The organism is Pseudoalteromonas rubra (assembly GCF_000238295.3).
Taxonomy (GTDB): Bacteria; Pseudomonadota; Gammaproteobacteria; order Enterobacterales; family Alteromonadaceae; genus Pseudoalteromonas; species Pseudoalteromonas rubra.
Genome location: NZ_AHCD03000027.1, coordinates 400,313 through 420,675 on the forward strand (window position 1 = coordinate 400,313; position 20,363 = coordinate 420,675).

General features: G+C 48.2%; 19 protein-coding genes and 2 pseudogenes. 13 read left to right on the plus strand and 8 right to left on the minus strand.

What is annotated here, in order from left to right:
- Nucleotides 1–50: 50 nt before the first annotated feature.
- The 7 genes and pseudogenes from PRUB_RS26720 to PRUB_RS06155 all read left to right on the plus strand — a co-directional run bounded on the left by PRUB_RS26720 (nt 51) and on the right by PRUB_RS06155 (nt 2,836).
- Nucleotides 51–389, plus strand: coding sequence for a type II secretion system protein GspG (locus tag PRUB_RS26720; protein ID WP_422623898.1), 339 nt, complete (start codon nt 51–53; stop codon nt 387–389).
- Between the two features lie 86 nt (nt 390–475).
- Nucleotides 476–1,081: a hypothetical protein gene (locus tag PRUB_RS06135; protein WP_198452319.1), complete on the plus strand. Its 606-nt coding sequence runs from the start codon at nt 476–478 to the stop codon at nt 1,079–1,081.
- Nucleotides 982–1,254: pseudogene (locus PRUB_RS26410) on the plus strand (transposase); the annotation flags it as partial. The gene PRUB_RS06135 and the pseudogene PRUB_RS26410, both read left to right, overlap by 100 nt.
- 90 nt (nt 1,255–1,344) lie before the next feature.
- Nucleotides 1,345–1,497 (plus strand): annotated as a pseudogene (locus PRUB_RS06140) (transposase); the annotation flags it as partial.
- Nucleotides 1,498–1,502: 5 nt separating this feature from the next.
- The gene (locus PRUB_RS26725) at nt 1,503–1,808 is read left to right on the plus strand and encodes a type II secretion system protein GspG (RefSeq protein ID WP_422623899.1); all 306 of its coding nucleotides are present in this window, start codon (nt 1,503–1,505) and stop codon (nt 1,806–1,808) included.
- A gap of 86 nt (nt 1,809–1,894) precedes the next feature.
- A complete protein-coding gene (locus tag PRUB_RS06150; RefSeq protein ID WP_021032915.1) occupies nt 1,895–2,323 on the plus strand; it encodes a hypothetical protein in 429 nt (142 codons plus the stop codon).
- A gap of 183 nt (nt 2,324–2,506) precedes the next feature.
- Complete coding sequence (locus PRUB_RS06155; RefSeq protein WP_010387251.1) at nt 2,507–2,836, plus strand: hypothetical protein; 330 nt, start codon at nt 2,507–2,509, stop codon at nt 2,834–2,836.
- Nucleotides 2,837–3,276: 440 nt separating this feature from the next.
- Here the strand turns inward: PRUB_RS06155 and PRUB_RS06160 are convergent, their stop codons facing one another.
- Nucleotides 3,277–3,582 carry a hypothetical protein gene (locus PRUB_RS06160; RefSeq protein WP_010387252.1) on the minus strand — a complete coding sequence of 102 codons (306 nt, stop codon included), beginning with the start codon at nt 3,580–3,582 and terminating at the stop codon, nt 3,277–3,279.
- Nucleotides 3,583–3,718: 136 nt separating this feature from the next.
- Here PRUB_RS06160 and PRUB_RS06165 point away from each other — a divergent pair, with 136 nt between their 5' ends.
- Nucleotides 3,719–3,976: a DUF1289 domain-containing protein gene (locus PRUB_RS06165; protein ID WP_010387254.1), complete on the plus strand. Its 258-nt coding sequence runs from the start codon at nt 3,719–3,721 to the stop codon at nt 3,974–3,976.
- Here PRUB_RS06165 and PRUB_RS06170 read toward each other — a convergent pair.
- Complete coding sequence (locus tag PRUB_RS06170) at nt 3,973–4,656, minus strand: substrate-binding periplasmic protein (RefSeq protein WP_010387256.1); 684 nt, start codon at nt 4,654–4,656, stop codon at nt 3,973–3,975. The two genes, PRUB_RS06165 and PRUB_RS06170, sit on opposite strands and share 4 nt — an antisense overlap.
- A gap of 157 nt (nt 4,657–4,813) precedes the next feature.
- Here PRUB_RS06170 and PRUB_RS06175 point away from each other — a divergent pair, with 157 nt between their 5' ends.
- From PRUB_RS06175 to PRUB_RS06185, 3 genes are read left to right on the plus strand one after another with little or no spacing between them, the layout of a single operon-like run.
- Nucleotides 4,814–5,017 carry a DUF3283 family protein gene (locus PRUB_RS06175; protein WP_010387258.1) on the plus strand — a complete coding sequence of 68 codons (204 nt, stop codon included), beginning with the start codon at nt 4,814–4,816 and terminating at the stop codon, nt 5,015–5,017.
- Between the two features lie 2 nt (nt 5,018–5,019).
- Nucleotides 5,020–5,442, plus strand: coding sequence for a GNAT family N-acetyltransferase (locus tag PRUB_RS06180; protein ID WP_010387260.1), 423 nt, complete (start codon nt 5,020–5,022; stop codon nt 5,440–5,442).
- Nucleotides 5,443–5,450: 8 nt separating this feature from the next.
- Nucleotides 5,451–9,914, plus strand: coding sequence for an EAL domain-containing protein (locus tag PRUB_RS06185; protein ID WP_010387262.1), 4,464 nt, complete (start codon nt 5,451–5,453; stop codon nt 9,912–9,914).
- 33 nt (nt 9,915–9,947) lie between these two features.
- Here PRUB_RS06185 and PRUB_RS06190 read toward each other — a convergent pair whose 3' ends face one another.
- The 6 genes from PRUB_RS06190 to PRUB_RS06215 form a co-directional block, all read right to left on the minus strand.
- Nucleotides 9,948–10,895, minus strand: coding sequence for an ion transporter (locus PRUB_RS06190; protein ID WP_010387265.1), 948 nt, complete (start codon nt 10,893–10,895; stop codon nt 9,948–9,950).
- 39 nt (nt 10,896–10,934) lie between these two features.
- Nucleotides 10,935–13,610 (minus strand): bifunctional acetate--CoA ligase family protein/GNAT family N-acetyltransferase, encoded by a 2,676-nt coding sequence (locus PRUB_RS06195; protein ID WP_021032916.1) that lies wholly within the window; start codon nt 13,608–13,610, stop codon nt 10,935–10,937.
- A 1,110-nt stretch (nt 13,611–14,720) separates the two neighbouring features.
- Entirely contained in the window at nt 14,721–15,419 is a 699-nt protein-coding gene (locus PRUB_RS06200; RefSeq protein ID WP_010382819.1) for a hypothetical protein, read from the minus strand.
- Between the two features lie 73 nt (nt 15,420–15,492).
- Nucleotides 15,493–16,011, minus strand: coding sequence for an NUDIX hydrolase (locus PRUB_RS06205; protein WP_010382818.1), 519 nt, complete (start codon nt 16,009–16,011; stop codon nt 15,493–15,495).
- Between the two features lie 84 nt (nt 16,012–16,095).
- Nucleotides 16,096–17,148, minus strand: coding sequence for an aldo/keto reductase (locus PRUB_RS06210; protein WP_010382817.1), 1,053 nt, complete (start codon nt 17,146–17,148; stop codon nt 16,096–16,098).
- A 41-nt stretch (nt 17,149–17,189) separates the two neighbouring features.
- The gene (locus PRUB_RS06215; RefSeq protein ID WP_155946391.1) at nt 17,190–17,342 is read right to left on the minus strand and encodes a hypothetical protein; all 153 of its coding nucleotides are present in this window, start codon (nt 17,340–17,342) and stop codon (nt 17,190–17,192) included.
- Here PRUB_RS06215 and dinB point away from each other — a divergent pair.
- A complete protein-coding gene (gene dinB / locus PRUB_RS06220; RefSeq protein WP_010382816.1) occupies nt 17,341–18,411 on the plus strand; it encodes a DNA polymerase IV in 1,071 nt (356 codons plus the stop codon). The genes PRUB_RS06215 and dinB overlap by 2 nt on opposite strands.
- 244 nt (nt 18,412–18,655) lie before the next feature.
- A complete protein-coding gene (locus PRUB_RS06225) occupies nt 18,656–20,347 on the plus strand; it encodes a carbon starvation CstA family protein (RefSeq protein WP_010382815.1) in 1,692 nt (563 codons plus the stop codon).
- Nucleotides 20,348–20,363: the final 16 nt, after the last annotated feature.

Sequence of the window (20,363 nt, forward strand, 5' to 3'; positions counted from 1 at the left end):
TATTTATTTCTATGATGCTTTTCTTTCCTAGAATACATCCTCCTTTAGCCATGAGTGAGGAAGAGCAAGAAGCAAGAAGAGTAATTGACTCTGTCGAGATAGCTTCTGCTATATACGAAAAGCATTATGGGAAGTTTCCGTCAAGAAATATAATACTCAACAAACTTCATAAAACTGATGAAGTATCGGGAGAGTGGAGAGGTCCCTATCTCAGCCAAAAAGTACCGAGTTCAGACCCTTGGGGTCATGCTTGGGTGTTTTCCCCAAGTGGCAGTTGCAATCACATTGGGGAGCTACATTCTTTCTATTCTGTTGGGCCGAATGGAGTAGATGAATGCAAAAGTGGTGATGATATATTTAGTAGACAGGAAGACAGAAACATTAAATAGTGTATTTTGAGATTTATTCGTTTGCATTGCCACCTACAACAGTTCAGCGAATATAAAGGTGGGTGTCACTCAAAAAAGAGGTGGGAATGAAAAAAGCTGTGCTGTTTATCGCTATGTTCATAGTAAGTTGCGCTAGAGCTCCCAGTGTTTCAAATGTTGTATGGCCTATTTCACCAGAAAAAGAGGCTGTACTACTTATCATCGCATCTGAGCGAGCCTATGTTGCTCCTTCCGAGCATTATCAAATATGGTTCAGGCACGGTGAGCCGAAAAGTTTATTTTTTGGTAGATGCATATATTTTTATATTAATGACACAAATACCGAGATGTATCTCAAATTTAGAGGTATGAGCGATGACTTCCCAACGACTTCTTTCATTTTGAGCCATCTTGAACCAGGTAGAACGTATTTCTATGAAAGAGATTTGATTGCTTCTCGTGAGGAGCGGTTGAATGGACATCCACCCGAAACTGGCGTACGTAAGGTACGCCGTCTACCTTTAGATAATACTCAATGGATTGAGGATGATAGATTATGCCAATGGCAAGGAAGAGACAGGTCAGCTTATCAGATACAAAATACTACCACTGCATATCCCGGTGTGTTCGCCGGGCATTTCTGTGCGGTAAAGACCGCGTCACGGGCAAGTCTTATGAACATCGGCGAGACTGGGTTGAGGAAAAATTGCTGACCCTTGCGAAGGTGTTTTGCATTGATGTGTGTGGCTATGCGGTTATGAGCAATCATACGCATATCGTGTTGTATGTGGATGATAAGAAAGCACAAAGGTTATCAGATAAAGCAATAGTGCTTCGCTGGCATAAGCTGTTCAAAGGTAGCTGGCTGACGCACAAGTTCATTAAAGTAGTTACATGGACACCCACCCTAAAGTGGCGTACGGAATGTACGCCGTCTACCTTTAGGTAATGCTCAATGGATTGAGGATGCTAGATTATGCCAATGGCAAGGAAGAAGCAGGTCAGCTTATCAGACACTAAGTACTACCACTGCATATCCCGGTGTGTTCGCCGGGCATTTCTGTGCGGCAACGACCGCGTTACGGGCAAGTCTTATGAACATCGGCGAGACTGGGTTGAGGAAAAATTAGAGTAATTGACTCTGTCGAGATAGCTTCTGCTATATACGAAAAGCATTATGGGAAGTTTCCGTCAAGAAATATAATACTCAACAAACTTCATAAAACTGATGAAGTATCGGGAGAGTGGAGAGGTCCCTATCTCAGCCAAAAAGTACCGAGTTCAGACCCTTGGGGTCATGCTTGGGTGTTTTCCCCAAGTGGCAGTTGCAATCACATTGGGGAGCTACATTCTTTCTATTCTGTTGGGCCGAATGGAGTAGATGAATGCAAAAGTGGTGATGATATATTTAGTAGACAGGAAGACAGAAACATTAAATAGTGTATTTTGAGATTTATTCGTTTGCATTGCCACCTACAACAGTTCAGCGAATATAAAGGTGGGTGTCACTCAAAAAAGAGGTGGGAATGAAAAAAGCTGTGCTGTTTATCGCTATGTTCATAGTAAGTTGCGCTAGAGCTCCCAGTGTTTCAAATGTTGTATGGCCTATTTCACCAGAAAAAGAGGCTGTACTACTTATCATCGCATCTGAGCGAGCCTATGTTGCTCCTTCCGAGCATTATCAAATATGGTTCAGGCACGGTGAGCCGAAAAGTTTATTTTTTGGTAGATGCATATATTTTTATATTAATGACACAAATACCGAGATGTATCTCAAATTTAGAGGTATGAGCGATGACTTCCCAACGACTTCTTTCATTTTGAGCCATCTTGAACCAGGTAGAACGTATTTCTATGAAAGAGATTTGATTGCTTCTCGTGATGCCAGTAAGGAAATTTTTATTGAGTCTACAAAAGAAGCTGTCACTGAGGCTTGTAATCGATTGGGATTTTAAGAGTTCAAGTTAAATTAAAGAGATAAGTACGAAGTCACAGTAGTGACTTTTATGCTCAGAGCTAATAGGAAGCGCAGCAGTCAATCGTCTAGCATTTCGGCTTTGAAGCTGTCCACTATGGTCTTACGGACAAATGGGTAGGTGTCACTTAAAAAGTTTCGTTAGTCGAGAGGTTAAATACAAATGAAGAGAGTTTTTTTATTTGCCTTTATTAATTTATCGGCGTGTGGAGATCCTGTACCCCAAGAGGTACTGAATGATTATTACTTATCATCTACTAACTCGAGCAATACTTATATTACAAAGGGAGCTAGTATCGTGATAAGGTCTGATGTCGTTTATACAGAAATAAAGGGTGACTTTATTATTGGAAAAAGGGTTCTTTCTAATTATCCAGATCATAATGATAGAAACGAAGATGAACTAGGTTACTTTTATATAAATACAAATACTGGAGAAGTAAAACTAGGCTTGGAAGAAGAGGACTTGAAGTTTATCGAACAAGTAAGGTAACTCAAGATCTTAATGTGATATCTATTCCAAATTGGCGCTCTTTGAGCGCCTTTTTTATGCAATCACGTCAGCGCGGTGTACATAAACACTGGCATGCAAAACTGGCTAGCAGAGGGGGGCATTGGGGCCCAGGCTGTTTCAGATATATGGACGTGCCAGCGATGTTAAGCGAGCAGGCCTTGCGGATAGCGAATTTTCGTTATCCTGTTTGTTATGTTACCTGTTTGGTCCAGTCCGCTGTAAATGTGTTGCTCAGACCTATATCAGCAAAAGAAAACGCGACCCCTTCCCTAAACAGGCGCACGGAAGATACGCTGTCTACTTTTAAGTCATATCCAACGGGTTGAGTATGATAGATTATGCCGACGAGAAGGAAGAAACAGGCCAGCTTATCAGCTACCAAGCACTATTAATCTAGCCTTGCTAAACTTGAACAGGCATTAATTCTGATACATGGCATTCACCATACAAGTGGTTTCATCTATTTGCAGTGAAACACTTTTACCTTGCGCTTTGGCAGATAATAGTAACGAAAACTCCTCGTTGAATGAAACTCTATTTCTATTCAGGCAAAACCGGTTTGGCCAGGTTGGATAGCATGTGCATTCGGTCTTTGTAGAGCCTTCCAAGCCAATAGAAATTGTTTTGCCATCATAGCCTATTGCTATCATTTCAACTTTACCACTGTGCCAATCTGCGTAAGCAAAACAGGGCAAAAGTAGAAATAGGTAAAAGTATTTTTTCATGTGTGGTGTCTCCTTGAGACTATACAGGTATAGATAATTATTTTAAGTCTATATTATACTCAATTTAATGTTGATAAGCCGTGAACTGAGCGTCAATTTGGCCATATATCAGAAAAAGACTAACCTGTGACAGCGTATGGAACAGATTGAGATTTTTGAGATCCCCAGCCCTTGCCGTGGTATTTGTGAGGTGAATAATCGGGGTTATTGCAAAGGGTGTTTTCGCAGCCGCGATGAACGCTTTCATTGGCATGCGCTGAGTGAGCAGCAAAAGCGTAAGGTGATTGAGTTATGCGCGCAACGTCAAAAGCGTGTGATGGCCGCGAAAAAGCGCAGCGCAGAGGCCCAGTCAGCGGACGCTCAGCAACCAGGAGATCAGGAAGATTTATTTTAAATCTGGTATTTTGCTTTGAGCATGGCCACAGTGCCCTTTTCCGCCAGGGTATGCAGTGCTTCTTCAAGACGGGGGATCAGGGCCTTGTGCTTAATGTGTAAATAATGATAAGTCTCAATGGTCAGCAACGTATCAATTTTAAATGAGTCCAGATCCATATCCGCCAGATGTTCTCGTAAGTGAAAGTCGACCACTAACGCTGCCTGTACTTTTCCCTGGGTAACCAGATTGAGCTGAGTGATATTGTTTTTTACCTCAATTAGCTGGCCATTGAAAGGCGCGCTATCCAGGTACTGGTTTGAAACCAGATAACCGCTTTGAATAACCAGTGAGTCGAGCTGCTCAAAGGTACAACTTAAACAGCGACTGAGTAACTGCAAGTTAAAAGTATACAGAGGAAAGCGTACCTGGAGTAAATTTGGGTAGGCCTGAGTCACGCCATGGATCCGTCCGAGTTGTCCGTCCAGAGCACCATTATTGGCAGCGATAAGGGCACTTTGGCGATTAAAATCAACAACCTCTAACTTATAACCAAGCTGTTGATAAGCGGTTTGCAATAACTCAATCACGTATCTCGCCTGAGGGGTGTCCGCAGGGCGATTAAAGTACAGTGTGCGGTTATCTGTTGCGACGCTGTGTGCACTCAGGCAGCATAACAATAACAAACTAAAAATTCGCAATGGTTCTCCCTATAAAAATCGACCCCACTTATTTTAGCAGTGGCGCTGCGGCACAAAGTAGCACGTTGGTAACATGCGTTGAGCATGCATATGAACGGATACACCTTAGCGTAATTATGATACACTTTTTACAGAGATTGCTGTAACCAAATTTACTATGAGCTATAACCTGTGTAATTTATCGAGACAAGATAAATATCAAATTCAATTAGAGTACGAAGCGTCTTTTTGGGCTTATCAAATCAAACGCGGTAAGAATAGCCGTGAGGCCATTTATGATGCGATTAATCAGCGCCCTCTGTCAGAGCAGGCGATGTTAAAAGAAAAATTCGAATTTTATCTGGGGCTGATGCTGGCATAGCCATGAAAGTAGTTGCTCAGGTATTACCGGCCATTCAAACGCCCCTGGTGAATAAGTTTTATCAAGCTCACAAAGCCCGGGGGAAGGCGACGCGCCAGGATCAGAACTGGGTGCTTAAAGGCCCGGATATCGTTGCAGCGTGCAGAGTGCAACAGGTCACAGGGCATTGTTTTTTGTCTACGGTACTGGTTGCGCCTGAGCAACGAGGCAAAGGGTTTGCAAAAGCCCTTTTGAATGCCGTACTGGTGCAACAACAGGCTCCTCTGTACACCTTTGCTTATCACCATTTGAGTGGGTTTTACGCAGGCCTGGGCTTTGCGGCGATTGACCCATCGGCACTGCCTCAGGGACTGGCAGACAAGTATCATACCTATGTTGCACAAGGTCGGCAGATCCTGGCAATGCAATGTATTAACCCTGAGTAGAATCGACTATGTTGCGAATAATCCTCAGCTTTATTCTTGTTGTGTTTACCTCCCTCTCTTTGGCGCAGGTATCTCGTTTATCTCCGGCAGAGGGCTTGTCACAAAGCTATGTGAACACTTTGTTGGTCGATGACAATGGATACCTTTGGCTGGCAACCGAAGGCGGCCTTAATCGCTATGACGGGTATCAGGTGCTAGAGGTCGGGGGGCCAAATCAGGACCTGAACAAAATGCAGATCGATCGCATTTACCAGGACGAAAGTGGCATCATCTGGATAGCGTCGGGGCGTGCAGGCTTGTTTAGTTATGACCCCGAGAAAGACAGCTATCGTCGTTATACATCAGCACCAGAATCTGAAGAAGATTACTTTAAAAACAGCGTATTTCAAATGCTTAGCAAGAGTAAGTATGAGCTGTGGCTTGGCAGAGCACAAAATGTCGCTGTGATGGATACGCGCACAGGGAACATCACTCAGGAGATAATGTTGCCTGTCGAAGATCGTCAAATGGCAGTGCGGGGTCTACTTAAACACGATAACTTATTGTTCATTGCATCGGCTGAACGCTTGTTTGTGTATAACACTGACACGGAGCAGTTGCGCGCCATTACTCACCGTGATCAGATCACGCACCCTTTTCAGACCAATACCAAATCAATGCATCTGCTCGATGACGACACTTTGATCTTAGGGGCCGTAATTGGCATGTATCAATTGGATATCAGTGCATTACGCCGTGATTTTGAGGCCGACGTACCATACCAAACCTTGATTGAAGAGCTCAATATTTGGCAAATTCAGCGTAATGGCACGCAGCTGTTACTGGGGACAGATCATGGTCTGATGCACTATGACATCGCCACTGGTGCAGTCCATCGCGATACAAGGCTGGCCAGTAGTCATTATGCGGTGTCGGACAGCAGCGTTATTTACTTCATTCGTGATGATTTTGGTGGCATTTGGATCGCGACTAAAAAAGATGGCGCATTTTACTTACCGGCAGAGTCTCAGGGGTTTGATAATGTTCACCCGGGATCTGTTCAAGGGCGCTTTTCGAAAGGCACGGTGTGGGGCCTGGTCGAATACGATGGCTATATCTGGGCCGGGACACGAGATGGGCTGACCCGTTATGATCCACGAACCCGAACTTCCGAACAGTATTTAGCAGGCTTTTTGGGGGATGGTTTTTATCCCGAGTTTACTATCTTTGGTTTACTAAATTATCAGGACAAACTTTGGCTGAGCAGTAACCGTGGACTGTTTATTTTTGAGCCTGATTCCGAGCAAATTTACCGGCCCCAGGCACAGGATGACACTGCTACTGGCGTGCTGTCCGGGTTTGTTAAAGGCGCGGTGATTGTAGGGGATGGTCAGCTCTATCTGGTCGATGAAAAAACCGGCTTTTATGTGTTTGATATTAATACTGGTACGCTCTCGAAATTGGGCAAAGAATTCGACCGGTTTGACCCTTTCCTGAGCTACGGCTTTTATAAGCCTTTAAGTACACACCCTCAGGACCCTGTTTTTTACAGCGAGGGTCGGTTGTTCCGGTATGATACGCAAGCGCACCAGCTGGTTGAGATATATCAGGTGCCCAAAGCACATAAGCAAAGTGCGGTCGATTTGCTGAGCTATACCATAGATAAACATAATGTGCTGTGGCTGTCGTTTGCCAGACATGGCCTGGTACGCCTTACCGCGGATGGTTACGAGTTGCTGCCTATGCCCAATGAGCAGCATACCGTCACCAATAATATCTTGTATGAAATGGTGCAAGATGATGTCGGGATGATCTGGATGTCGTCTCATCAGGGGATCTGGCGGCTGGACCCGGATAACTTTCACCTTCAGGGCTTTACGACGGCCGATGGCCTGATGAGCAATGAGTTTAACGGCGGGGCGTCAGTTAAGTTGTCGGATGGTCGTATTGGTTATGGCTCATTGCAGGGCTTTACGCTCTTCGACCCCAAGGCGCATCGTCCCGCTAAATCTTTGCTAAATCGTGTGAACATAACCGATGTTGATCTGATGTCTCGGGATCTGTTGCCATCCGGGCTCAAGTCATTTTCTTACATCGAACTGAACCATGATGATATTGGCCTGGAAGTGTCGTTTTCGGCCATGGCGTTTACGCTGCAAGAGCGCATCGTTTATGAATATCAGCTTTCGGGCGAGCAGCGCATTCTGAGCCGTAACAGCAACCGGGTGGTCTTTCCCAAATTAAGTCCCGGCAATTATCGTCTCAAAGTCTGGGCGAAGGACCCACTGACAGGGGATTATACCCCACCAGCTCAATTAGAGATTGTGGTGCATTATCCGATCTGGCGTGCGCCCTGGGCACTGTTTTGTTATGTCCTGCTGGCCGCTGCTTTATTTGCTTTTTGGGTGCACCGGAAAAACAAAGTGGCGGGTATGATCCTGGCTGCGCACCGAGAGACACAAAACAGCGAAACGCGCCTGAAGATGGCTCTGGAGGGCAGTAACTCGGGTGTCTGGGATTGGCAATCCGGAAGCCAGTTTGTGTATCAGCCACGGCTCGTGAGCGACCTGGGTTACAGTAACGAGAGCCTGGTATTAGACGAATACCTGGAGTTGATCCACCCACAGGACCGCGCTTTGTTCCGGATTGAATGGCTGGAGTTTGTCTCAACCGAAAAAGGGTTTATTGACTGCACTTATCGTCTGCGTCACATCAATGGCCAATGGCGTTGGTACAAGGACTACGGCAAAGTGATGGCGTGGCAGGATGGCGTGCCAGTGCAGGTTGCCGGGACGTATACTAACCTGACCCGGGAGCGGGTATTCGAAGAGCGGGCAACCCTGTTTGGTGCGGCGTTTGAGCAAACTCGTGACTGGGTTATGATCTTTGACAAACACTTGCGCATTCTGGCTTGCAACAAAGCCCTGCAAAGTGCCTTCTCTGTCAGTGCGGCGCCCTCATCCAGTACCAGTGTCACTTTGGGTCTGGAACGCGATGTCAGAATGAAGTATCTGCGTGCAATCAGTAAATTAAAAGTCGATGACTTATATGTTGCCGAGGAAACTTTGCGACTGCCCAGCGGCGAAAAGCGCCAGGTACTGCTAAAAATCAGTGCGACGGAAGATAAGCATTATATTTTAGTACTGACCGACATCACCAAGCAAAAGCGTACAGAGAAAGAGCTTTATCAACTGGCCAACTATGATGCATTGACCAAGCTGCCAAATAAGGTACTGTTCATGGATCGCGTGCAGCATGCGATAGAGCAGGCGCATTTGTCACGTCAGCCTCTGGCGATTATTGCGATTAAGTTCAGCCGTTTGCAAAGATTCGCGGATACCTATGGCAACGACTTCCTGGCGCTTGTTACGCAAAAACTCGCAACCAACTTGCAGTGTTGTTTTCGGGAAGTCGACAGCCTGGCCATAGGTAATGAGCGAGACTTCTATATTTTGATGGAGCAGCTGGCAGGCGTGGAACAGGTAATGCGATATATTCATTGCCTGCTTGAGCGATTTGAAAAAGGGTTTGAGATTGAGCAGCAACAGGTGCATGTGAAAGCGAAGTTGGGGATCGCTATGTTCCCTGATGATGCCAGTGATGCCTTTGACCTTAACCAGGCTGCGGAGACGGCACTGAACCATGCCAGACAGTCACTGGTCACGGATTATCAATTCTATCACAGTGAGATCAACGAACAGGTTCAGCGCGCTCTGGCTATCGAACAGGCGTTGTTAAAAGCTTATCAGGAAGAAGCATTTCGCAATCATTATCAGCCCATTATTAATGCGACGCATATGTCGGTAGAAGGCTTTGAAGTCTTGCTGCGCTGGCCACAAACGCCCAGTTACAGCATCGAGGAGCTCGCCCATACCGCAGAGCAGACGGGGATCATTACCCGGGTCATGTTGCAAACCCTGGAAAGGGCGCTGGTCGATTTGAAAGAGTGGCACACAACCCATCCCGATCTGTATATTTCCGTTAATCTATCGGCGTTGGATTTCCAGTACGAAGAGTTACTGGCCCGGATCACCGATATTCTGGCACGTAATGGTATCGACGGGCGCTATCTGGTATTCGAAATCACCGAGTCAGTGATGATGGCAGATGCGGAGCAGGCAATCGTGCGTATGCACGAACTCAGGGCGCTGGGCTGCCGACTGTATATGGATGACTTTGGGACGGGATACTCTTCACTGACCTACCTCAAACAATATCCGGTCGATGCGCTCAAAATTGATCGCAGCTTTGTCAGCGACATTGGTTGCGACAAGGAACACGAAGTGATCATTCACTCCACCTTATCGCTGGCACACAGCCTGGGTAAGTATTGTGTTGCAGAAGGCGTAGAGCAAATGGAACAGCTGTCTTTCCTGAGAATGCTAGGATGTGAGCGTTTCCAGGGCTATTTGTTTAGTAAAGCTTTGCCTGCGAGCGAAGCCGGCGCACTATTAAGACGCAACTGGCACCAAGTATTTGCACGTGCCAGCTAGTGACAGGCCAGCGTGAAGCAGGCCTTTGTCGTGCTATAGCTTGCCGCCACAATGACGGCAGTAGTGGTTGTGTACGCGCTGGCTGGTCATCATTTTAATGGCCTGGTTGGCTTCCGTTGCACTGAGTCCCAGCTCAATTCTAAGGGCTTCGAGGTGTTCTTTTTCCTGCTCATCGACGACCCCATCACTCAGTGAGTGCAGCACGGCTTCATTGAAGGCATCGCGGCGTTTTCTCAGTTGATCGGCAAAGCTGGACGCCAGCAGACCCGTGGGGATAGCGACCATGCCCATACTCAGTAAGGTGATCACCCCGCCAAAAAAACGCCCCAACGGCGTGATGGGCACCACATCACCGTATCCTACCGTGGTTAGTGTGGCCATTGCCCACCACATGGCGGCCGGGATAGAGCCAAATTTATCGGGCTGCACGTCATGTTCAATGAGATAGATGCCACACGACGCCACAATCAACACCAGTGACATAATAAAGAAAGCCGCCAGCAATGAACTGCTCTCTTCTCTGAATGCGGCTAACAATAGCTGCATTGCGCGCGAGTAGCGGGTCAGTTTGAAAATACGCAGCAAACGGAATACGCGTAAAAAACGTAGGTCAAAGGTGAAGAATACCATGAGTAACGTGGGGAGAATGGCCAGCAAATCGATAATAGCCAGTGGCGAGAACACATAACGCATACGTTTTTTCGTGTTGTTGCCTGACGTATGTTTAAATTCCAGTTTATCAACGCAGCACCATAGTCTGAGCAGATATTCAATGGTGAAAATCGCCACTGACGTGACTTCGATGAAAAAGAACAGCCTGTGATAACGCGTAGCAAGTGCTGGCACAGACTCCAGTACTATGGCAATGACGTTGATAATGATGAGCGAGATCAGAAACACATCTATGGCATGCCCGGCTTTTCTGAATCGCCCGCTGGCTTCCAGTAGCCCGGCGGTTTTTTGTCTGAGTGTCAGATCCATAGTTATCTTGTTCACCTTGCTATTTGGGGTTGTACTTCTTTACTGTGCTGTGAGTGGCATTCTCATCACCACAGTGCCTTCTTCAAAGTCTCGGGTCACCGTGAACCCCAGTTTTTTCGCCAGCCCAATCATACCGGTGTTTTCTGGTAAGGTGATCCCTTCAATAGATCCGACGCGCTGACGTTTACAGTAGTTGATGGCTGCCTCCATCAGGAGTTTACCCAGGCCCAGACCCTGGCAATCTGAACGCACAACCACAGCAAATTCGGCGAGTAAATTGTCCGGGTCCATCAGCACTCGTGAAACCCCCAGTGTCCGTTGCGCACTTTTATATGGCTCGGTAATGATAAATGCCATTTCACGGTCATAATCGATTTGTGTCATTTTAGCCAATTGCTCATGGGTAAACTGTGGCAGCTCTCCGAAAAAACGTCGGTATCTGTCTTCTTTACTCAGGGACTGGTCAAATTCCTGGTGGTTACGTTCATCCTCGGGGCGGATTGGCCTTAGCTGTGCCAGGGTGCCATTTTTCAGGGTAACCGATCGCTCCCACTCTTTTGGGTAGGGCCTGATGGCCAATCGCTTGCGCCCGGGGTGCGGTTCGTAACGCTGCAAAGCAATATTGGCATCGAGGATCAAAAAGTGTCCATCGGTCGCTAAAATGGGGTTCAGTTCCACAGCCTGAATATCTGGTTGATCCACCACTAACTGGGAGACGCGGGTGAGCAACGCGCAGAGGCGATATTTATCTACTTTCTCCGGTAACAGGCGCTCTTTCAGGACCCCTTTATCATACGCCGCCGCTATCAGGTATTTAGCCAGGTTCATGTTTAGCGGGGGCAGGGCAACGGCCGCCTGATTGAAGTTAAACCCGGTGCCAGCCTCACCAAGCAATATAACGGGTCCTACATCGGGCTCGGTTTTGACCGCAATGCGTAATTCCTGACTGCCAGCCCTGGGCGCCATTTTTTGCAAAGAAAAACCTTCAATAATGGCGTCCGGGTAGGCTTGCTTGATTCGCAGGAGTATAGCAAAGGCACTTTGTTCTACTTCATCGCCATCATTGAGGTTGAGCACCACGCCACCAACCTCAGACTTGGACTGAATAGACGGGCTGATCAGTTTGAGCACGACAGGAAAGCCGAGTATTTGTGCCTGCTCTTTGGCTTCACTGGGAGTCAGTGCAATGTCTGTCTCAATGCACTCCATGCCGTAATGGCAGAGGATCTGGCTGGCCTGATGGGTCGAGAGCTGCGTGAGTGACTGATCAAGAAAGCTGTCAATCTGCGCCTTTGCACTGTGGCTGTGGATCAGTTCATCCTGACTGATGGACTCCGGGGTTTGCGTCAGGTGCTTTTGGTTACGCCGGTAGCTGATCAGGTGCATAAATGCCCCGACGGCGCCCTCTGGTGTGCGGTACGTCGGAATGCTGTGCTCGGCGCAGACATCGCGGGCCTCCCAGGCCGCTTCCTCTCCCATAAAATTGGTCATCACAAAGGGACGCGCCATTTTAGGCAACGTACTCAGAGTTTGTGCAATGATCTGGGCATACGCTTCACTGGGGGCCAGGGCGGATGGCGTATGAATGATGAGTAAGTTCTTCACTTCCTCCGCTTTGAGTAAAATCTCCAGTGCCTGCTGATAGCGGTGAGGCGCTGAGTCGCCGAAAATATCAACCGGATTTGCAGTGTGGTTTGATTGCGGGATCACGGCATTCAGCGCCGCGATGGTTTTGTCACTGAGTTCGGCGAGTTTACCACTGCGCTGTAACAGGGTATCCACGGCCATTATACCAGGACCGCCGCCATTGGTGAGTATGGTGAGATGCTCAACCTGTAATAGTTTTGGGTGTAGTGCCAGCGTTTGTGTAGCCGCAAATAGTTCCCGCAGATCGGTGACTCTGAGCATACCTGCACGCTGAAACATGGCATCGTATACCGCATCGTCTGAGGTCGACCCGCCTGTATGGATCACGGCGGCCTCAGCTCCCGCCTGAGTACGGCCGGTTTTGATAGCAATGACGGGTTTACTAAATGCGGCAGCTCTTGCTGCGGAGATAAAGCGACGTACATCCTTGATGTTGTCGATATACAGCAATATTGCTTTCGTTTTGGCATCCCGACCGAATAGATCCAGTAATTCGTCAAAGTCGATATCCAGGCTATCGCCCAGAGAAATAAAATACGAAAAACCAATACGTTTGCTTTTTGCCCAGTCCAGTATGGTGGAGCAGACTGCGGCAGATTGAGAGATAAAGGCCAGCTTGCCTGCGTCGGCGGTGGTATGAGAAAAACTTGCGTTTAGCCCCAGGTGAGGGAGCAGCATACCCAGGCTATTGGAGCCCAGCAGTGTGATCTGCTTGTCTCTGGCCAGTGCCTGCAAGCGTTGTTTTTGCTCGTTGTCGAGCCCCGCAGCCACAACAATGGCATTTTTGCATCCCCGCTCCGATAGCTCGGTTAAAATTTGTACCAGCGTTGCCTTGTTGGTACAGATAACGGCCAGATCGGGTACCTGGGGTAGATCGGCAATAGTTGGGTAGGCCAATACCCCCTGAACGGCAGCATATTTGGGTGTAACGGGCATAATGGGGCCTTTAAACCCACCATGCAGCAGATTGCGCATCACCACGTTACCGGCTCGGCCTGGATTGCTGGAGGCACCAATAACAGCCACCGAACGGGGATTAAAAAACTGGTTGATCCGCTTTATACTCATACTAACTCCTTGACTTGCCGGACTAAGGGCGGGCTAACAGCTAAATACTAATCGCTTTAGCGGCAGGTTGCGAGTCAAAGCCGGGGTTGTTTTGATCTCAGTACAGTTTGTTGGCACACAGCGTGGGGTAAATACACTTAATTTGTCGGATTGAGGGCGGGCTAACAGCTAGCTTTTAATCGTCCAATCGCTTTAGCGGCAGGTTGCGAGTCAAAGCCGGGGTTGTTTTGATCTCAGTACAGTTTGTTGGCACACAGCGTGGGGTAAATACACTTAATTTGTCGGATTGAGGGCGGGCTAACAGCTAGCTTTTAATCGTCCAATCGCTTTAGCGGCAGGTTGCGAGTCAAAGCCGGGGTTGTTTTGATCTCAGTACAGTTTGTTGGCACACAGCGTGGGGTAAATACACTTAATTTGTCGGATTGAGGGCGGGCTAACAGCTAGCTTTTAATCGTCCAATCGCTTTAGCGGCAGGTTGCGAGTCAAAGCCGGGGTTGTTTTGATCTCAGTACAGTTTGTTGGCACACAGCGTGGGGTAAATACACTTAATTTGTCGGATTGAGGGCGGGCTAACAGCTAGCTTTTAATCGTCCAATCGCTTTAGCGGCAGGTTGCGAGTCAAAGCCGGGGTTGTTTTGATCTCAGTACAGTTTGTTGGCACACAGCGTGGGGTAAATACACTTAATTTGTCGGATTGAGGGCGGGCTAACAGCTAGCTTTTAATCGTCCAATCGCTTTAGCGGCAGGTTGCGAGTCAAAGCCGGGGTTGTTTTGATCTCAGTACAGTTTGTTGGCACACAGCGTGGGGTAAATACACTTAATTTGTCGGATTGAGGGCGGGCTAACAGCTAGCTTTTAATCGTCCAATCGCTTTAGCGGCAGGTTGCGAGTCAAAGCCGGGGTTGTTTTGATCTCAGTACAGTTTGTCAGCGCACAGTGTGGGGTAAATACACATTGTTAGGCCATTGACTTGCCGGACTAAGGGCGGGCTAACAGCTAAATACTAATCGCTTTAGCGGCAGGTTGCGAGTCAAAGCCAGGGTTGTTTTGATCTCAGTACAGTTTATCGGCACACAGCGTGGGTAATTACATATGGCTCAGCCAGTGTCGTCAGCGTTTTTTCTTCAGCCATTTGTCCATAGCGGCATCATACGCATCTGTGATCGCCGTTTTGTCGCAGGTGCTGCTTGCAGTGAGCCAGTTTTTGGCAAACCCTTCTGGTGGTGGGTTGTTTGGGTCACCCTGAACCTCTTTGTAGCACCGGTCTCCTTCCCGATATTCGGTGAAAATGTGGTTTTTCGATTCAATCTGCCGCATAGGTTGGTTCAAGGTTTGATGTGACTCAGGTACGCCGAGGCGTTTTGGCTGGGAATTGTTTGGTTTGTGACGTGTCACAGGCTGATTTAGCATTTGCTGGCGCAGACGTGACAGGCCCAGAGCTGGATCGATACGTTTATAGGGTTTGCTTGTATGTGCTTTGGTTTGTTGGGCCTGTGGCTGAGGAACGGTGTGAGTCATAGGGTCAGTCTTGGCAGAGACGACATTCGATACGGCCTGCTTTTTTTCAGGTATAGGCTGAACTGGGGTGACTTGCTGCTCTGGCGACAGTATGGGCTCTGTGGGTGGTTGTGATGGTTGCTCGGTAGCCGCAGGGTCTGGTGTGCGTTCAGGCGGGGCAACGACCAGATAGGTTTTAATGCTTGATTGAGGCGCACGGACAGGCGCCACAACCGAGTGTTGAGCCAGTAGCCATAGCAAAATTGAGTGACAGGCAACGGAAATGACAATTGCACTGAGCCATGAACGCATCACTTTTCCTGAGTGTTTTGATTTTGTTATTTTGTTTTTCTATCCAAAACACAAGTATGACTCAGGCTGAGGGTTAAAAGTTCAGTTGCATCAGTTCTTTGGCAATGAGTTTAAGCAAGCGGGTTTCTCTGAGCAGAGATTGTCCTTGTTTATCGCTGTTTGCCAGTACGGCTTCATTGTGGGCAATGGCTTCGGTGATCTCCACCCATTGTGGTTGCATACCATTGCTGACTTCATAATGCTCCATTTCTGGTTCATCAAATTCCCCGCAAATGTCACACTGATAGCAGTGCGAAACTATGTGTACATTGTCATACTCGGGTTTGTACCAGCGCTGATATTCTTCATATATACCAAAAGGGACGATGTGGGTTACAGAGCGGGCACCGGTTTCTTCTTTGACCTCGCGTACCAGTGCGTCTGTGAGAGACTCACCTTCGTCAACCCCACCGCCGGGCAAGGTATAATCATCATATCGCTGGGTGTAGAGCAACAAGATTTGCGATTGGCGGGTAATAATGGCCCGTGTCGCAGGCCGGGTGAAACTGGTACCAGGTAAAGGCACGGCTGGGGCTGGATTAAGAACGCGCATAGCAGAGTCCCGAAAAAGTGCAGAGTCTACCATATTTCGATTCAGACAGCAGCGCCCGAGCGGGACCCGTCGAGCGCGTATCTGTTAATAGGGTAATGGATACGCTTTTAGCACCGTATCAATTTCGGCCAATGCCTCTGGTGGCAGAGTACAATCAAAGGCTTTGATATTTTCCTTTAACTGCGCCATCGTCGTTGCGCCTATGATGGTAGACGTCACGCCGTCGACCTGGTCGCACCAGGCCAGTGCGAGTTGAGATGCGGTGATGTTGTGCTCTTTGGCAATCTCGACATAGGCCGCCGTGGCTTCTTGTGCAAACTGAGTATCCCGGAATAAACCGTTGCGTTGGATCAAGGTCCAGCGCGATCCTTCTGGTCGTGCACCTCCCAGGTACTTACCTGACAAAGCGCCTCCGGCAAGTGGCGACCAGGGCAGATAGGCGATGTCTTCATGGACACAGTTTTCTATGATATAAGGCCAGTCTTTAGCATGTAACAGATTGAACTCATTCTGAATTGATACCGGTCTTGGCAATTGGTGTTGATGCGCCAGTTGCAAGTAGGTGTTTATGCCCCAGGGTGTGTCATTGGACAGTCCCCAGTGACGAATTTTACCTGCGTCCATACACTGTTTAAGTGCTCCCAGTATTTCCAACATCTCAGCTTTGTGTTGCTCCGTTGATACATCACTGAAAGTGATCATGCCGGGCCAGTGTTTAGAGAAATGGGGGGAGGTTCGATTTGGCCAGTGCAGCTGGTATACATCAATATAATCGGTATGCAGTCGCTTAAGGGAAGCATCGACAGCGGCGATAATGGCTTCGGCCGTGATGGGTGCACCGCCACGGATCCAGGCAAGCCCGGAACCGGCTATTTTAGTGGCAATGACCATTTCCTGGCGCTTTTCAGGGTGGCGACGTAACCAGTCCCCGATAATTTCCTCGGTCTTACCATAGGTTTCAGGTGACGGAGGAACGGCATACATTTCAGCAGTGTCGATAAAGTTAACACCCTGTGCTAGCGCATAATTGATTTGCTCATCGGCATCATGCTGATTATTTTGCACGCCCCATGTCATGCTGCCCAGGCAGACACGCGACACCTCTAAATTGGAATGACCCAGGTGGCTGTACTTCATAAATGCTCCTTGTGTTAAATAGGTCTGGCGGCTCAGTTTAGTTATGCACTGATACGCGGCCATTGTCTGACCAGTTTAGAGTATTTGGCAATAAAATACAGGTGAGACACGATGACAAAAAACACACAATCATATTGCCATACTGAATTTCTTTGCTCATAATAACTGTATAAATAACCAGTCATCAAGTTCATGCGTAAGTTTATCCATGTTGATATGGACTGCTTTTATGCTGCCGTAGAGATGCGCGATAACCCAGCGCTGGCCAATGTGCCGATTGCGATTGGTGGGAATAGCCACCGGGGCGTGTTATCAACGGCCAACTACATCGCGCGCCAGTATGGTGTGCGCTCTGCCATGTCTAACTACAAAGCTAAGCAGCTGTGCCCTGAACTGGTGATTGTGCCCGGCAGGATGGCAGTTTACAAAGCGGTGTCTGCGCAGATCCGCACGATTTTTGCTCGTTACACTAAACTGATAGAACCACTCTCCTTAGATGAAGCTTATCTGGACGTTACGGAGTGCACTTTGTGTCAGGGCAGCGCAACGTTAATTGCGCAGCAGATCCGCAGCGATATCTATCAAGAAACGGGCCTGACTGCTTCTGCGGGCATTGCGCCCATTAAATTCCTGGCCAAAATCGCCAGCGACGAAAATAAACCGAATGGTCAGTATGTGATCACCCCTGACGACGTGGATATGTTTATTGACACTTTGCCGCTGAAAAAAATCCCCGGCGTAGGCAAAGTGACACATGAAAAGCTACTGGCAATGGGATTGCAATATGGCCGCGACGTTAAGGCCAGCAGCAGAACTCAGATGACAGAGCGGTTTGGTAAATTTGGCGATGTACTCTGGCGACGTTGTCAGGGCATTGATGAGCGTAAGGTAGAAACTGAGCGGATCCGCAAATCGGTCGGTGTTGAAACCACGTTTGAAAAAGACATACAAGATCTGGATGCACTTAAAGATGTACTTCGCCAGCGCCTGCTACCTGAATTGCAACGGCGGGCTGACCCCTATCGCGGCACGCGGACCTTCAATAAACTGGGTGTTAAAGTGAAGTTTTATGACTTTTCGCAAACCACCAAAGAGTGTCAGTATCATGAGATTGATGAAGGTGTGTTGTTCACTTTGCTGGAGCAGGCAGTTGAGCGCTTTGGCAGTAAACCGGTCAGATTGATAGGGATACAGCTGGGTTTAGGTGAAGTGGCGTCTGGTCAGGCTCAGTTGGGCCTGTTTGATGTTCAGACCTTCGACTAAAAGATAACAATGACAAGGCTCTGTGATCACACTGCGGTGTGCTAGGGTATAGCCTGTCCGGCTAAATTAAGACGTTATTTTGCACAATACAACCTCGAGAGCATAAAGCGGATCACCTGACGGCCAGATACTGTCTGAGCCGCTGGCTTTGCCGCGCATTGTAATATGGCTGAATTGCATGGGCAATAACAAACTCATATTTAGCGGACATCAAGAACAACAACAGGACAACAGGGGGAATACAATGCAGTCAATCATGATCGTGCTGTTTGGCATACTTGGTATGCTGTTTGGCTGGTTTGTCTACTCAAAATTCATCGCCGAAAAAATATTTAAAATGGACGATAAGTTCGTCACACCGGCGCATGAGTTAAATGACGGGGTAGATTATGTACCGACTAACAAAGTGGTGCTCTGGGGACATCATTTTACATCCGTAGCAGGGGCAGCGCCTATTGTTGGCCCAGCCATTGCCGTCTACTGGGGCTGGGTTCCCGCGGTTTTATGGGTGGTGTTTGGTACCATCTTTTTTGCGGGTGTGCATGATATGGGCGCATTGTGGGCCAGTGCGCGTCACAAAGGCAAGTCGATGGGGGCGCTGTCAGAAACTGTTATAGGTACACGCACGCGTTCATTGTTTATGATTGTGGTTTTCCTGGTACTGTTGATGGTAAATGCCGTATTTGGGGTCGTTATTGCCAATTCCTTCGTGGCTAACCCCAGTGCTGTGTTTCCTGCCTGGGCCGCCATCTTAGTGGCGCTGGTGATTGGCCAGTTACTTAAACGTCAGGTGCCACTGGTGCCCTTGTGTGTGATTGGGGTCGCCATTCTTTACGCCAGCATTTATGTGGGGTCGGGTATGCCACTGGCGCTGCCCAGCGAATTGTTTGGGCTGGCCGATAAAGCCAATTGGATTATTATTCTGTTTATTTATGCGGCTGTGGCGTCTTTATTACCTGTCTGGATGTTGTTACAACCGCGCGATTTTATTAATGGCATGCAGCTGCTGGTGGGGCTGGTTTTGCTGTATGGTGCAGTATTTGTGGTGATGCCGGATATCACGGCACCTGCCTTTAATACGCAAACTGCGATCGATACGCCAAGCATCATTCCTTTATTGTTTGTTACCATTGCGTGTGGCGCCGTTTCTGGTTTCCATGGCATTGTATCGTCTGGTACCAGTTCGAAACAGCTGGATAAAGAAACCGATGGCCGCTTTGTCGGTTACTTGGGGGCCGTGGGTGAGGGCTCATTGGCATTGATCACGCTGGTGGCCGTGAGTGGCGTCATGCTGGCAGTGTCACCTGAAGAATGGCACGAAATTTACAGTCACCTCGGTGCGGGCAGTGTCGGCGCATTTATCCAGGGCGGGGCAAACCTGATCAGCAATGGCTGGGGGCTGTCGGTGGAGATCGCATCAACTCTGCTTGCGGTAATGGTGGTGTTGTTTGCCGGTACTACCATGGATTCTGGCGTGCGTTTGCAGCGTTATATTATCCAGGAATGGGGTGAAATTTATCAACTTAATGCCCTGAAAAACGGTGTGCTTGCAACCCTGGTTGCAGTAGGTTGCTGTTTACTGCTGGCATTTGGTGCGGGCGGTGCGTCGGGTAGCGGCGGTATGATCATTTGGCCCCTGTTTGGTTCGACCAACCAAATTCTAGCCAGCCTGACCTTGCTGGTGATCTCTGTGTATCTGATGAAGCTGGGTCGTCCGGCAAAATTCACACTGATCCCGATGATGTTTGTGATTCTGATGGCCTTTTTTGCCGGGCTGATCAAGCTGGGTGAATATTATGAGCAGGGTAACTGGTTGCTGGTGGGCCTGGATATTGTGGTCCTGGTTGTTAGTGTATTGGTGATGCTGGAAGCCTGGTCTGTGGTCAGTAAGCTAAAATTACAAAAAGACAGCAGCGCAGTATCGCAGTCGGATTAACGGTTGCTTTGCGTCT